The organism is Paenibacillus faecis (assembly GCF_008084145.1).
Taxonomy (GTDB): domain Bacteria; phylum Bacillota; class Bacilli; order Paenibacillales; family Paenibacillaceae; genus Fontibacillus; species Fontibacillus faecis.
The window spans coordinates 724,639-738,465 of record NZ_VSDO01000005.1 but is presented as its reverse complement, the minus strand read 5'-3'; the positions used below and the strand labels follow the sequence as shown (position 1 = coordinate 738,465).

14 protein-coding genes, 1 rRNA gene and 1 other annotated feature are annotated in these 13,827 nt (G+C 53.0%); all 15 genes read right to left on the bottom strand.

Features of this window, described 5'->3' with window-relative positions; translation table 11 throughout:
* A 16S ribosomal RNA gene (locus tag FRY98_RS25205) occupies nucleotides 1–90 on the bottom strand; the annotation flags it as partial.
* Nucleotides 91–552: 462 nt separating this feature from the next.
* Entirely contained in the window at nucleotides 553–2,313 is a 1,761-nt protein-coding gene (locus FRY98_RS28715) for a LysM peptidoglycan-binding domain-containing protein (RefSeq protein WP_211373358.1), read from the bottom strand.
* 163 nt (nucleotides 2,314–2,476) lie between these two features.
* Nucleotides 2,477–3,355 (bottom strand): branched-chain-amino-acid transaminase, encoded by an 879-nt coding sequence (gene ilvE, locus FRY98_RS25195; RefSeq protein ID WP_148457332.1) that lies wholly within the window; start codon nucleotides 3,353–3,355, stop codon nucleotides 2,477–2,479.
* The gene (pheA, locus tag FRY98_RS25190) at nucleotides 3,331–4,248 is read right to left on the bottom strand and encodes a prephenate dehydratase (protein ID WP_148457330.1); all 918 of its coding nucleotides are present in this window, start codon (nucleotides 4,246–4,248) and stop codon (nucleotides 3,331–3,333) included. The genes ilvE and pheA overlap by 25 nt, the downstream gene beginning before the upstream one ends.
* Entirely contained in the window at nucleotides 4,245–5,213 is a 969-nt protein-coding gene (gene thrB, locus FRY98_RS25185; protein WP_148457328.1) for a homoserine kinase, read from the bottom strand. The genes pheA and thrB overlap by 4 nt, the downstream gene beginning before the upstream one ends.
* A gap of 118 nt (nucleotides 5,214–5,331) precedes the next feature.
* The gene (locus tag FRY98_RS25180; RefSeq protein WP_148457326.1) at nucleotides 5,332–6,618 is read right to left on the bottom strand and encodes a homoserine dehydrogenase; all 1,287 of its coding nucleotides are present in this window, start codon (nucleotides 6,616–6,618) and stop codon (nucleotides 5,332–5,334) included.
* A gap of 75 nt (nucleotides 6,619–6,693) precedes the next feature.
* On the bottom strand, nucleotides 6,694–7,131 hold the full coding sequence (locus FRY98_RS25175) for an ACT domain-containing protein (protein WP_148457324.1): 438 nt from the start codon (nucleotides 7,129–7,131) through the stop codon (nucleotides 6,694–6,696).
* 230 nt (nucleotides 7,132–7,361) lie between these two features.
* Nucleotides 7,362–8,675 (bottom strand): GTPase ObgE, encoded by a 1,314-nt coding sequence (obgE, locus tag FRY98_RS25170; RefSeq protein WP_148457322.1) that lies wholly within the window; start codon nucleotides 8,673–8,675, stop codon nucleotides 7,362–7,364.
* 14 nt (nucleotides 8,676–8,689) lie between these two features.
* On the bottom strand, nucleotides 8,690–9,433 hold the full coding sequence (locus FRY98_RS25165; RefSeq protein WP_148457320.1) for a Spo0B domain-containing protein: 744 nt from the start codon (nucleotides 9,431–9,433) through the stop codon (nucleotides 8,690–8,692).
* A gap of 184 nt (nucleotides 9,434–9,617) precedes the next feature.
* On the bottom strand, nucleotides 9,618–9,929 hold the full coding sequence (gene rpmA / locus FRY98_RS25160; protein ID WP_044481732.1) for a 50S ribosomal protein L27: 312 nt from the start codon (nucleotides 9,927–9,929) through the stop codon (nucleotides 9,618–9,620).
* Nucleotides 9,930–9,948: 19 nt separating this feature from the next.
* Entirely contained in the window at nucleotides 9,949–10,281 is a 333-nt protein-coding gene (locus FRY98_RS25155) for a ribosomal-processing cysteine protease Prp (protein ID WP_148457318.1), read from the bottom strand.
* A 13-nt stretch (nucleotides 10,282–10,294) separates the two neighbouring features.
* The gene (gene rplU, locus FRY98_RS25150; protein ID WP_059040908.1) at nucleotides 10,295–10,606 is read right to left on the bottom strand and encodes a 50S ribosomal protein L21; all 312 of its coding nucleotides are present in this window, start codon (nucleotides 10,604–10,606) and stop codon (nucleotides 10,295–10,297) included.
* Between the two features lie 13 nt (nucleotides 10,607–10,619).
* Nucleotides 10,620–10,706: a sequence feature (ribosomal protein L21 leader region), on the bottom strand.
* Between the two features lie 56 nt (nucleotides 10,707–10,762).
* A complete protein-coding gene (locus FRY98_RS25145) occupies nucleotides 10,763–11,956 on the bottom strand; it encodes an Rne/Rng family ribonuclease (protein ID WP_148457311.1) in 1,194 nt (397 codons plus the stop codon).
* Between the two features lie 67 nt (nucleotides 11,957–12,023).
* The gene (locus tag FRY98_RS25140; RefSeq protein ID WP_211373366.1) at nucleotides 12,024–12,863 is read right to left on the bottom strand and encodes a M50 family metallopeptidase; all 840 of its coding nucleotides are present in this window, start codon (nucleotides 12,861–12,863) and stop codon (nucleotides 12,024–12,026) included.
* Between the two features lie 10 nt (nucleotides 12,864–12,873).
* Nucleotides 12,874–13,800, bottom strand: a complete 927-nt coding sequence (locus tag FRY98_RS25135; RefSeq protein ID WP_148457307.1) for a M23 family metallopeptidase — start codon at nucleotides 13,798–13,800, stop codon at nucleotides 12,874–12,876.
* Nucleotides 13,801–13,827: the final 27 nt, after the last annotated feature.

Genomic DNA, 13,827 nt, shown 5'->3' with positions numbered 1-13,827 from the left:
GGAGCAAGCTCCCGATTAACTCCGCTCGACTTGCATGTATTAGGCACGCCGCCAGCGTTCGTCCTGAGCCAGGATCAAACTCTCCAATAAAGGTTCGGAAGGAGGCTCATACCCGAAGGTAATGAGGTGTTCCATCCGAGTGATGCTTTATTCGAAAGAGCCTTAGCTCAATCAGTTGCTGACGAGAAAATTAATTCTCATAGGATGGATTTTCAAACGACACAAGGTCGATTTAAATCCCATCATTTTAATACTCACTCGTTGTTCAGTTTTCAAAGATCAACTTCGTTCATTTCGTTATCGCCGTGTTTCAGCGGCGACTTAAATAATATATCATATCGTTTCGTAGAAAGCAAGCACTTTTTCGAGAAAACTTTTAAGTTCTAAAAGCGAGCTTTCTATCCGACAAGTCTGTCCGCTCATCGGGATAATTAATATACCATAAAACAACTTCGGGCTCAAGCAATTAAATGCTAGTATTTATTGGATTTTTTCAAAAATCATTAAAAAAAGCGGAGGGCTTACCTCCGCTTTTAAACATCTATTCTTCTATCACCCGTTAATCCAAGGGTTTCGCAGCTCGGATTTTGCACCGCGAATCTCTGAGTTTGATTTCTTTTTGATAGAACCGGATGCTCTTCTTTTACTTCCATTGGTTTTCCCCGGAATCGTTCTTCCCGATATTTTGGCGTCTTTTTTGGTTTTGGATTTTTCTCTTGTTCGAGTTTTAGCCGTCTCAGAAGAGTCGTTGGCCTGGCTTGTTGTCGCATTAGCCTCCCACGCATGGTCCGTCACCGGATCCGAAGGAGCATTTGCCTCACGATCAAAGTAACCGGGCACCGTTGCGCCAAAGCCTCCAAGAGGAGCTACGGGAACATGCGGCTGATTGGGGATCTCCGGCATACCGTGCAGCCCCGTCATCCCTTTCATCCCGTGCATGTCGTAATTTCCGTGCATTCCTTGGCCCGGCATTTCAGAAATTCCGTAAGGGGGTACCGGATAGTGCGGCTCCGGCATCGGCATCATATGCGGATAGTTCTCTCCAGTGGGGTAATACGCTTGATGGTAAATAGGCTGAGGACCGCAGCACGACGATGGAATGTAAGGAGCCGGCCAACTATAGGGTTGAATCCCTCCGGGCGCTTCATGGGTGAATGGAGCGTTTACCGGCGTAGGATATCCCGACCACGGCTGCTGCCAAGCCGGTTCATGGGTATGGTGCATATTAGGGTGATACATATTATCGTGATGCATATTATTTTCCCATGGTTTCTCCATATTGTCGCCCACAGCGTAACTTCCCACTTCCGGCCCGATATTGTCGGGTGCCATATACATGGGTGCATTGGAAATCCCCGGATATTCCCCACTGTAAACATGCTGGGAAGGCATCAAATGTTCCATGGAATGAGGATAGTCGTAATTTGCAAAAGCTTTTTCCGTTTCCATAGGATATTGATGGAATAAGTGTTCATTTTCATGTTTAGGTACGGAACCGTGACAGCCGCAAGGCGAGCTTGGATAAACTTGAGCCGGAGCTGTGAATGTGGGTTGCTCCAATTGGTAATTGTACGGGGACGGCAGGACGGGATACTCCGGCTTGGGCGGACATGGCGTCTCTTTGGACTGGACGGGCTGGATATTGATATTTTCGTAAAAAATCGGCTCATAAGAGATATGCTCCACGCCAATCTCTACTTGAACGGGTGTCGGCATCGGAACAGGCGGCTTGGGTGGTTCCGCATTGATCGGAGGAGCCGGCACCGTTTCGGAGAGGGCGGAAGGAGCCGGAGCTGGGGCCGGTTCTACATTTGGAGCCGGAGCGGGAATCGGCTTCGTTTCCTCCGCCTTCTGCACGTTTTCAACCTTTTCCTCTTTCTTGACCTCCTTGATGGGAGCGGTGTTTTTCTTACCTGCAGCCCCGGACACAACTGGCGGTTTATTCGAGTTGTCTTGACCCGCGGGCGAAGACGACTGCGAACCGCCGGACGGAATGTTGATAACGTCCCCCACTTTTAAATCATTGGGATCGCCGAGCTGAGGATTAGCCCCGATTAAAGTTTGCAGAGACAGTCCCCAGGCTTTCGCAAGCTTCCACAAACTGTCGCCCGACTTCACCACATGTTTGTATACGTTGAAGCCTTCCCCTTCGACCGGAACCGCGGCCGCCGGAATTTTCACCTTGTCGCCCAGATTCAATTGTTCCGGGTTAACGATTTGCGGATTGGCTTCAATCAGCTTTTGAAGGGGCACATTATACTTCTTGGATAGCTCGAATAAAGTGTCTCCCTTTTTTACAATGTGAATTTTCACGCGCTAAAGACCTCCTAAATATCTTCTCCGGTACGTGATTCTACCGCCCGGGGCCCAATTAATACATCCTATGCAGATGCCCAGGTTTTTGACTCCGGGAAAATAAAAAAATCCTATCCGTCTCTTCCGAGATAGAATAGGATTTCTTCTAAGGTTCAGCGGCTTACCATACTTTAACGCCGTCTTTATCGACGATGCTGCGGAACTCCTCCAGCAACGCCAAGGTAATCGGTCCGGCATGTCCTTCGCCGATGATCCGGCCGTCGACTTCCCGAACCGCAATGACTTCAGCCGCCGTCCCCGTCAGGAACACTTCGTCGGCGACATACACATCATGCAGCGTAAAAGGCTCCTCTTTAATTTTGTAGCCTTTTTGATGACAGATTTCAATGATCGCCTGGCGGGTGATCCCGTCCAGCGCGCCAAGATAGCAAGGCGGCGTTGTGATGACGCCGTTCTTGATAATAAAGATATTGTCCCCGGAGCCTTCCGTAACATACCCTTGGGCATTCAGCATAATGGCTTCGCCCGCACCCGAAAGATTGGATTGGATTTTCACCAGGATATTGTTCAGATAATTCAGCGATTTGATCTTCGGATTGAGCGCATCGGGAACGTTGCGTCTCGTGGACACGGAAACGGTCTTCAGGCCTGTTTTGTAGGCCTCCTCCGAATAAATCGCCAGCTGTTCCACGATAATAATGACCGATGCCTTCGGACAACGGTTCGGGTCGAGTCCCAAGTTGCCCGGCCCGCGCGAAACCACCAAGCGAATGTAACCGTCGCGAAGTTCATTCCGCTTCAGCGTCTCAACAAGAGCCTCTTCCATCTCCTGATAAGTAAGCGGAATATTCAGCATGATCGATTTGGCCGAGTCGTACAGCCGGTCCAGATGCTCCTTACATTTAAAGATATTGCCGTTGTAAATGCGAATTCCCTCAAAGATCCCGTCACCATACAAAAAACCGTGGTCGTATACGGAGACTTTTGCATTTTCCTTTGTCACGAATTGTCCGTCTAGATAGATCCATTGTTCTGCCATGATTGCTGCACCTCCGATTTTAGTCCTTCATAAGTGTAACTGGGATAGCTGCCCAGAATACGCACCTGACAACCAAGCGCCTCAATTTCCCCGATGGCGGAAGGGAGCAGTACCGAGTCCATCGGAGCCAGTACGTCCATATAAAAATAGTAGCTCCCCAACCGTTTCTTGGTGGGCCGCGATTCAATCCGGGACAAGTTCAGCTTGCGCCAGGCAAAAGCCGACAACACCTGGTGAAGCGCCCCCGGAAAATCTTCCGGCAAGGTCACGAGAATGCTCGTTTTTTGCTCGAAGCGGTTTGAGCCGACCTGCAAGCTCTCGGGCCCGATCAGCACGAAACGCGTGTAGTTGTTGTTATGGTCGGTTACCCGGTCGGCCAGAATGTCCAATCGATGCCGCTTCGCTCCCAAGGTGGTCCCGATTGCGGCCCATCCCGCCCCCGGATGCCGGCTGACGATCTCCACCGCCTCGGACGTGCTGCCCACATGCTCCAACTCGGCATACGGCATATGCGAGCGGATAAACTGCATACATTGAGCCATCGCCACCGGGTGCGAGAGCACTTTTTTGACTTTGGAATAATCCATCGTCCCCTCCGCGCCCGTTTGGAATTCTTCCCTTCTTCCGATCAAGTTCTGAATGGAGGGATAGACCCATTCGACTTGCATCGGGATGTCCACTTCATGAACTAGCCAATCCATATGCAGACTTACGGAACCTTCGATCGTGTTCTCGATAGGTATGACACTGTACTGGGTTTTTCCGGCGGCCGTCGCCAAGAACACATCCGAGATTTGCTTAAAATGGTGCAATTGTACGGGCTCATCACCGAACAGATGGAGCACCGCCTCATGTGAAACCGAGCCCTCCGGCAGCAAAGCGATTTGTTTCATGCTGTTACTTCCCCTTTAACGATGTCCAGAAATGAACGTTCTTGTTCCATAGTAATCTCGGCGGCTCCATGCGTGCAAGGTTTTAGCCAAAGAGTTGTGGCGGAAATCCCCTCGCTTTGGAGAACTTCGAGCAGAAAATTCCGCAGTTCCTCCCCCTGCCGGTTGTTGCGGTTCGTCAATGCCAGAATCGTGGGTCCGGCTCCGCTTAACGCCGCTCCAATCGCCCCGTGGCGGGGAGCCTCCTCCAGAATTCTCGCCATGCCGGGAACAAGAGCCGCCCGGTAAGGCTGGTGCAGACGATCGCGCATCGCTTCCGCGACCAGATCCAGCCTTCCGGAAGCCAAAGCGCCCGTCAGCAGCGAGGCTCGGCTGACGTTGTAGACCGCGTCGCCCAGGCTCACTTGCTTGGGCAGCGCCTCTCTCGCCGCGGTAGTCGACAGCTGAAAATCGGGAATCGCGACGAGCACATCCAGCTCCTCCGGCGGTTCAATCCGCAACGCCGTGGCGCGCACACCGTCCCAAACGGCGGTGATGATCCCGCCGTACAATGAGGCGCCTACATTGTCGGGGTGGTGCTCAAGGGCGGTGGCCATGTCGAAAAGTTGTTCGCGCGTCAACGGCGAGCCGATAAGCAGATTGGCGGCATAGAGAGCGCCCACGATGGCCGAGGCGCTGCTCCCCAATCCCCGCGTCAGGGGGATGTCCGAGTACATCGAAATTTCCAGCTCCGGCACGGCGATCCCGGCCGCCGTAAATACGGACTGGGCTACCTTGTAGATCAGATTGCTTTTGTCCTTGGGCAGTCCGTCCAAATTGTCGCCGTATAAATGAAACACCGTAGCGTCCGCCGGTTTGACTTCCAGCCAGGCATAAAGATTAAGCGCCATGCCCAGCGTGTCGAAACCCGGTCCGAGATTGGCGGTGCTGGCCGGCACCTTGACCCGCACCCCTTCCCGCCGGATCATAACCAACCTCGACTATATTCTTTACAAATATGCTGCGTTATAAAGGTATTCAAGGCATTCATGATTGCGAAGCTCCTTTAACATTTGGAATTCCGGGTCCTGAGTCGTCCTCGGCAAGTTACCCTTCCACCCGGTATACGCTTTTGACCCGGCGTATCACTTCCAGTGTTTCAAAATGCTGCAGCACCTGATTCATACTTGCTTTGCTGGCATTATGGGTAACGATCATAATCTCGGCATCCGGCGTGTCCGCGTTAGGCGATTGAACGACCGATTCCAAGCTCACCTCGTACTCTGCGAAGGCCTGGGTGATCTGAGCAAGTACCCCGGCTTTGTCCGCAACCTGAAGCAAGAGGAAATTTTTGAACATAATCTGCTCATCGCTCTTCAGCTTTTTGGGTTTGTAAGGCACGATGGCCTTCAGACCGTTCACGCCCAGCTTTAAGTTCTTCACGACGGCGACCAGGTCGGCTACCACCGAAGTAGCCGTCGGCATCTCACCCGCGCCGGCCCCGTAGAACATCGTTTCGCCAACCGCTTCCCCGTAGACATATACCGCGTTGTAAACACCGTTTACGGCGGCGATCGGATGGCTCTTCTTCACCATGGTCGGCTGAACGCTGATGCTGAATTCGTCATCCTGACGATCCGCGATGCCAAGCAGCTTCATTTCATACCCCAGCCGCTTCGCGTATAAAATGTCTTCCTTGCTTACCGACGAAATTCCGCGGACTTGAACATCCTGCAGCTCCACATTGGTGCGGAAGCCGAGGGTACCGAGAATCGCCATTTTGCGCGCGGCGTCCAGCCCTTCCACATCGGAGGTCGGATCCGCTTCCGCGTAGCCAAGGGCCTGGGCTTCTTGAAGAACATCATCGTAGGAAGCCCCTTCCTCACTCATCTTGGACAAAATATAATTTGTCGTGCCGTTGACGATCCCCATGATTTTTGTGATCCGGTCCGAGGAAAATCCTTCGATCAACGTCCGGATAATCGGTATGCCCCCGGCTACGCTGGCTTCGTAGAACACGTCGCATTGCTTCTCCATAGCTTTGGCCAGAATTTCCGATCCGTATAGCGCCATAAGGTCTTTATTGGCGGTTACGATATGCTTTCCGCGGTCCAACGCCTCAAGAATATATTCCTTCGTCCCGTTGACCCCGCCCATAACCTCGACGATGACATCGATCTCGGGATCGCGGATGACTTCCCATGGATCCTCCGTTAACTTGCTGCGGTCGATTTCGATGCTCCGCTTTTTGTCCATACTTTTGACAGCGACCTTCTCGATGACGATCGGGGAACCGACCTGACTGCTCAAATCCTCCTGGTGTCCCTCCACAATGCGAACCACCCCGGTACCGACCGTACCTAATCCAAGAAGTCCTACTTTAACGGGTTTCACGATATGCCCCCTCCTGTGCTTCATCATATTGTCCGGCAGGAACCTAGCCCCTGTGCCGGTTGTATTTATCCGCCATTAACCCTGTCCGACGATTTGCGTTTTTTTGACTCCCGGAATGCCTTGAAGCATTTCCATCATCGTATCCAAATCCTCGGTCATCCGGGAGGTCTCCACGGAAATGACTACGTTCGCTCTGCCCTGCAGCGGAATGCTCTGATTAATCGTGAGTACGTTTCCGCCCGCTCCGGCAATTTGGGCCAGAACTTTGGATAGAATCCCCGAGCGATGCTCCAGATCGAACGAAATGGTAACGATACTCTCGCGTTCGATCTGATTCAGCAAATGAATTCCATCTTTGTATTTGTAAAAAGCGCTGCGGCTCAGCCCTACCTGCGCCACCGCCTCATGGACCGTCTTCGCGTCCCCCACGGCCAACAACTGCTTGACCTGCAACGTTTTGATGACCGCTTCGGGCAAAATATCCTCACGGACCAAATAATAGCGTTCTTTCACAAACGTCCTCTCCTTAGAGACTCTTGTTTACGTATAGTGGACATTATAACGAAATCACCGGTCCGAGGCAATCCTTATTTGTAAAATTCCGCGCCGATTTATATGTAGCGGCGATTCCCCCGTTTTACCCCGTATGGATGATCGCGGTTTCCGCCGAAATAGGCAGAAACGGCTACAGCATCCCTCTGGGGACGGTACCCGTTTCGTTTCATTCACCTTATATCAACTTTTTAGTAGTAGTAGCTGCTTCCTTCCACAAATTCGAACTCAAAGTCCCCGATGCGAACCAGAGTCCCATCTTTGGCCCCTCGGTTACGCAGCTCATCGTCAACGCCCATATGGCGCAAAGTCCGGGCCAGCTTAAGAATCGCATCATGCGTGTTCAACTGCATCCGCTTCATCATCCGTTCGATTTTCGGGCTCTCGACGATGAACGTTTCGTTCTCCCTGCGGATCGTAAAGCTGTTGTCGTCGGTTTTCTCGAGCTTATAGATCTTTCTTTCCGAAAGTTCGGTCACTTCTTCAATCGCCGGCGCTTCCGGAATTTGATCCAGCATGTCCGCCGCCTTGTACATCAATTCCTGCACCCCTTGGCGGGTTAACGAGGAAATCGGCAGGATCTCCAGATCCGGTCGAACTTCCCGAATTTGCGCCGTGAACCGCTCCAGGTTTTCTTCCGCTTCCGGCATGTCCATTTTATTGGCGGCCACGATTTGCGGGCGGTTCTCCAGGTCGGCATTGTACAGCTTCACTTCATCGTTGATTTTCAGCCAGTCCTCGAAAGGATCGCGGCCTTCCGAACCCGCCATATCCACGACATGGATAATCAGCCGCGTTCGTTCCACATGCCGCAAAAACTCATGGCCCAAGCCGACGCCTTCATGCGCGCCCTCGATCAATCCCGGTAGGTCGGCCATGACGAAGCTGCGTCCTTCGCCCACGTCCACTACCCCGAGGTTCGGCGTAATGGTCGTAAAATGATAGGCCCCGATTTTCGGTTTGGCTGCGGATACTACGGACAGTAAGGTGGATTTTCCGACGCTCGGAAAACCGACCAGCCCCACATCGGCCATCACCTTCAGCTCCAGCACGATCCAGCGCTCTTCCCCTTCCTCCCCGTGTTCGGCCAGCTCGGGAGCGGGATTGTTCGGCGTCGCGAAGCGGATATTGCCGCGGCCGCCGCGGCCCCCGCGGGCGACAACGACCTGCTGCCCGTGCCGGGTCAAGTCCGCCAGCACTTCCTGCGTATCATCGTCGATGATGACGGTTCCCGGAGGAATCCGGACGATCATATTCTCCGCGTTGGCCCCATGCTGGCTTTTGTTCCGCCCCTTCTCTCCGCGCTCAGCCTTGAAATGCCGCTGATAGCGGAAGTCCATCAACGTCCGCAGACCTTCGTCCACGCGAAAAATCACGTCTCCGCCCTTGCCGCCGTCCCCGCCGGCCGGCCCTCCTTCAGGTACGTATTTTTCCCTGCGGAAAGCCACGAGGCCGTCGCCGCCGTCGCCACCTTTAACATATATTTTCGCTTTATCTACAAACATGCCTTCACCTCATTCTAGTTTGCGCAAGCCACCCTCAGTCTTAAAGAGATCAGCTTGGGATCAACCTGCTCGGCCAGCACTCTTTTCCCGGAATTCCACAAATCCAGATGCCTTTTCAAAATATCCGCATTCTCCGCGGAGCCGCCGTCTCTCTCGAAAATCGCGAGCACTTCACCGCCCTCCCGGCACAGGGACAGTTTCAAATGCAAAACCTCTCCCCAGGAAGAGCGCCCGCTAAATTGGTAGGCCCGGATTGTCTCGATAATCGCTTCCGTGAATTCCTCGGCGTCTTCGGCGGTGAGCAGATCGCCAAGCTGCAAATCGTCCGCGATGGAAACTTCAAGCTGGACCGACCGGTTCAGCTCGCGGAACGAATGGAGGAAGAATACGAGCGAGGGAATCCCCAATCTGGAGATCTTGCTGTCCGCAACCATCCGTTCTTTTATTCTGTCCACACATCCGGCCAGTTTATCATACTTGCCCAACTGAATATAACCATACAAAATCTGCAGATCGTTCATCCAATCATGGCGGTGATGTCCCAGCGTGGCCGCCGCCGTTCTCTGCACGGATTCCAGCAATTGTTTGCGCTCGGCTTCCGCCTTCTTGCTTATATACTTTACATACCCGTAAAAAACGCCGAGAAGACATACGCTAAGAAGAAGATAAGCCGCCGGTGAGTGGAGGTAATACATTAGAATCAGACAAGCAATGGATAGCCCGGCAGCCAAAGCCGGTGCCATTAGCCGATGTTTCATGCGTTTCCCCGTTCCTCTAAACAGATTGGGTGTACCTTCCACCCTGACATCAATACCCAGTATATCATAAACCTTGTCAGAAAAATGCACATCCGTATAAGCTTTTGTCGCGGGGCTTTGGAATAAAAAAGCCCCTGGCATCCATATGCCAAGGGCTTCTACACCTCGCTAGTCAGCAAAGCTCTTAAGCTTCTACCGCAGCCGCTACAGGAGCGGTTTCCACTGGGTAGACGCTCACTTTTTTACGGTCGCGACCCCAACGTTCGAATTTCACGACGCCGTCCACTTTGGCAAACAGCGTGTCGTCTTTACCGATTCCCACGTTGGTACCCGGATGAATTTTCGTGCCGCGTTGGCGAACGAGAATGCTTCCGCCGGTAACCGTTTGGCCGTCAGCACGCTTAACGCCCAGGCGTTTCGCGATGCTGTCGCGTCCGTTCTTCGTGGAACCTACGCCCTTCTTCGAAGCGAACAACTGAAGATCCAATTTCAACATTGTCCATCTACCTCCTTCTTCAAGTAATCACGTCTTTTATTTGAATATACTTTCCGTATGATCCTTCGATACTCCGCAGCATAACGACCATGGATGAGAGCAGCAGTTGTACTTGCTGTGCCTGATCCGGACGAACTTCGCGGGGAAGCTTCGCGTTCAGAAAACCGTTCTTCATCTCGGCTTCCATCACGGTTCCCGCAAGCGCCTCAATGGAGTTCACCGTACCTACGGTAACGGCGGAGACACCGGCGCACACAATGTCCTGTCCCGGCTTGGCATAGCCCGCATGACCGGATACTTCAAACCCAGCGATGTCGTTATCCTTGCCACGCAGAATGGAGACGATAATCACCTATCGCACCTTCTTACGCTTGGATTTTCTCGATGGTCACTTTTGTGTAAGGTTGACGATGACCTTGCTTCTTGTGGTAGTTCTTTTTCGGCTTGTATTTGTAAACGATGACCTTTTGGCCTTTGCCGTGCTTCTCGACTTTCGCCGTAACACTCGCGCCGGATACCAATGGAGCTCCCGTTACCAAACCTTCGCCTTTCGATACTGCCAACACGCGGTCGAACGTCACGCTAGCGCCATCCTCAGCGTTCAATTTCTCGATGTAAAGAACATCGCCCTCTTGAACACGGTATTGTTTACCGCCGGTTTCGATAATTGCGTACATTTGCTTGCACCTCCTCATGTCTCAGACTCGCCTGATTCAGGTGCCGCCGTCGACGAAGACAACGGACTTTCCGACCCGATCGGAGCGGTTGCAGCATGTGTACAAGACCAACTCATAACACATACCCTAATATACTATCATGCGATACCTCAAAAATCAATCATTACTTGAAAATTGCGACTGCTCCCTGATCCGCTTGCGCGTCATTTCCAACAAACCCAGCTTGGTCCAGCCCAAAATATGGTGCTGCGTACGGTCTCCGTTCATCGACTTCTCCAACATATCCAGCACGGCGGTGCGGTGACTTTCGCTGCTCATGTCGATAAAGTCGACGATGATGATCCCGCCGGTATCCCGAAGCCGCACCAAGCGGGCAATTTCCCGGGCCGCCTCCAGATTCGTCCGGTAAACGGTATCCTCCAGATTGTCCCCTCCGGTGAATTTTCCCGTATTGACGTCGATCACCGTTAAAGCCTCGGTGGTATCCCACACGAGATAACCGCCTCCCGGCAGCCAAATTTTGCGCTGAAAGTCCTTGTCCAACCGCTGCCTGATGCCATAATGCTCAAAGATCGGGACATCGCCTTTATACACTCGGATGTTCGGCTTCTTCCCCTGCAGCATGGCGGCCAAAAATGCGGAGGCTTCCCCCGCCTGCTCGGAACAGTCCATGACGAGCTCGTCGGTTTCCGGGCTGTATACGTCCCGCAGCAGCCGCTGCACCATACTGAGATCATGATGCAGCACGGAAGGCGCGGGAGCATGCTCCCCTTTTTCGAGAATCTCCTCCCACTGCGTCCGAAGCTGGCTCAAGTCTTCAAGCACCTCCTCCTCGCCGGCATGTTCCGCCACGGTCCGGAGAATAAGCCCTTCCTCGGAGCGGCGAAGCGTCTCCCCGATTTCCTTCAGGCGGTTGCGCTCCTCCTCCCGGCTGATCTTCTTCGATACCGCCACGTAACCGGCCGACGGCATGTATACCAACCACCGTCCCGGGAGCGAATAGTGCGTCGTCACCCTCGCGCCCTTGTTGCCGATCGCCTCTCTGACAACCTGGACGACGAGTTCTTGACCCGGACGAACCAGATCGGTGATCGGCGGTTTCGTCTTCGGCTGCTTTTCCAAGTGGGGATGCAGCAGATCATCAATATAAAGAAACGCGTTTTTCTTATGGCCGATGTCGACAAAAGCCGCCTGCATGCCCGGAACCACGTTCATTACTTTTCCCTTAAAAAAACTGCCCATGAGCCCTCTCTTTTGAGATCGCTCAGCTGCGTATTCCACCAGCTTATCCTCTTCCAGCAGCGCCATCTGGGTGGAATCAGGACCGCAGTGAATCATCAACTGTTTCATTGATTTCACCCTCATTCGTACGTTCTGACCAAAACGCTTTTTTATATTATACCACGGCTTTTACGCATCAGGCGCCCGGGTCCCCCCGCAAATAGGAGGAGATGACCCGTTGTTCCGGCACTACCGCCACAATCCGCCCCTGTGGATTCATGATGTATACGAAATGATACTTCTCTCTCCTGAACAGACGCAAAAGCTGGTCTAAAGGTTTCGATCTATCGGCGATAATGGGCTGGGCCAAACTGCCGTTCATAAGGTGGCGGGTGAAGGCCCCCTCCCGGTTGACGAGAAAACGCACAAACCGATAAGGAATATTCCGGTAATCCACATAGTTGGAATAGAGCAGAAAAACGCCGACGAGCAGCAGATTAAAGTGAAGCGGTCCGGACCCAAGGAGAAGCGGGGTCGCCGAAAATAAAACGACGAGCGCGCTAAAGAACAGACTGATTCGAATCGACCAAACCAGGGTAGGATGAAACGGAAGCACGGTCCCGCAAAGGGTCTGACATATTTTACCTCCATCGAGCGGCAAAATCGGCAGCAAATTGAACAGCGCGATGAGCAAATTACACTCCACAAAATAAGCGTAAAAAGGACCGTCCCAGATTCCGACGGCGTGAAGCAGCCAGGAAATACCGATCAACAGCACATTTTGGAGCGGCCCCGCCAAAGCGATGGCCATTTCGCGGGCCGCACTGAGGCGGCCGGTATCTTCCATGACGGCTACGCCGCCAAAGGGAAGTAACTGGACCGAAATGACGGGGATCCCGAACATTCGGGCCGCCGCGACATGACCCAATTCATGGACGAATACAATAGAAAACAGGGCCGCAAGCTCAATAAAATGCCCGGTAAAAACGGAAGCGAGCATCACCAGCACAAACAAAGGATGAAAGGAAATCCGCATGCCGCCCCATTTATTCAAACGGAATCACATCCGCGGGATCGATATACCGGTTTTGCTTTTTCAGGGCGAAATACAAGGTAGGATGTACACCGTCCGAAGTCGGCGGCAAGGCTCCAAGCGGGTCGCCCCCTTCCAACCAGTCTCCTTTGCTCACGGCAAGTTTCCCTAAATGCCCATACACCGAAACATACCCCTCGCCATGCTGCACCGTTACTGTCGTTCCGGTTAACGCATCGTTCGTTACACTAAGGACACGCCCCGTTTCTATGCTTTTAACCTCGGCTCCGGTAACCGAATCCGCATTCGGGATCACTTCCACCCCCTTGAGATTAAGCACAAAAGGCTCGGCGAGCGTACCCTGAATCGGCGGGACAAATCCGTGCGGCGCATCGACTTTAAGTCCTTGTTCTTCATGATGCTTGAATATCGGAATAAAGCTGGGCGAACCCCCAAAAATTTGCTCGTACCAAGCCTCCATGGCCCCAAAATCCATTTCCTGCGTCAAGGATTGAGCTACAAAAACCCGGACCGGCAAAGCCCAGTCCGGCTGAAAACGTTGAATCCCCCATATTCCCGCGAACAGAGCCGCGCTAAGGATCACACGGATTCCGAGAGACGACCAAAAAGAACGGCGCTTCTTCCCGGGGTCCCCCCGATCGCCTCCGGAAGAAAATAACTCCGTATCGTTCCACCGTCCCTTCCCTCGCTTCCATAGAAGTTCCGGGTCGGGATCCTGTTCTCGGTCCGTATCCGCTATGGCGGGCGACGGATTACCGACCGAAGGGGGTTGCTCCGCTTTCCCCTTTCCGCCGCGGCCCATCCCGTCCGCCAAGGCTTCGTCATAAGCGGAAATCCGGCCGGAATCGGCCAAATCTCCAGCGGTCAATTGCCGGATACGTTCCTCGCGCCGCTTTCGAACATTCGATTTTACGTCCATTACCGCACCCTCCCGGTCGCATCTAGT

Excerpts from the sequence above, each read along its gene's own strand:
- ilvE (WP_148457332.1), bottom strand. The coding sequence starts at position 3,355 with ATGGCAGAACAATGGATCTATCTAGACGGACAATTCGTGACAAAGGAA.
- pheA (WP_148457330.1), bottom strand. The coding sequence starts at position 4,248 with ATGAAACAAATCGCTTTGCTGCCGGAGGGCTCGGTTTCACATGAGGCG.
- thrB (WP_148457328.1), bottom strand. The coding sequence starts at position 5,213 with ATGATCCGGCGGGAAGGGGTGCGGGTCAAGGTGCCGGCCAGCACCGCC.
- obgE (WP_148457322.1), bottom strand. The coding sequence starts at position 8,675 with ATGTTTGTAGATAAAGCGAAAATATATGTTAAAGGTGGCGACGGCGGC.
- FRY98_RS25165 (WP_148457320.1), bottom strand. The coding sequence starts at position 9,433 with ATGAAACATCGGCTAATGGCACCGGCTTTGGCTGCCGGGCTATCCATT.
- rpmA (WP_044481732.1), bottom strand. The coding sequence starts at position 9,929 with ATGTTGAAATTGGATCTTCAGTTGTTCGCTTCGAAGAAGGGCGTAGGT.
- rplU (WP_059040908.1), bottom strand. The coding sequence starts at position 10,606 with ATGTACGCAATTATCGAAACCGGCGGTAAACAATACCGTGTTCAAGAG.
- FRY98_RS25145 (WP_148457311.1), bottom strand. The coding sequence starts at position 11,956 with ATGAAACAGTTGATGATTCACTGCGGTCCTGATTCCACCCAGATGGCG.
- FRY98_RS25140 (WP_211373366.1), bottom strand. The coding sequence starts at position 12,863 with ATGCGGATTTCCTTTCATCCTTTGTTTGTGCTGGTGATGCTCGCTTCC.
- FRY98_RS25135 (WP_148457307.1), bottom strand. The coding sequence starts at position 13,800 with ATGGACGTAAAATCGAATGTTCGAAAGCGGCGCGAGGAACGTATCCGG.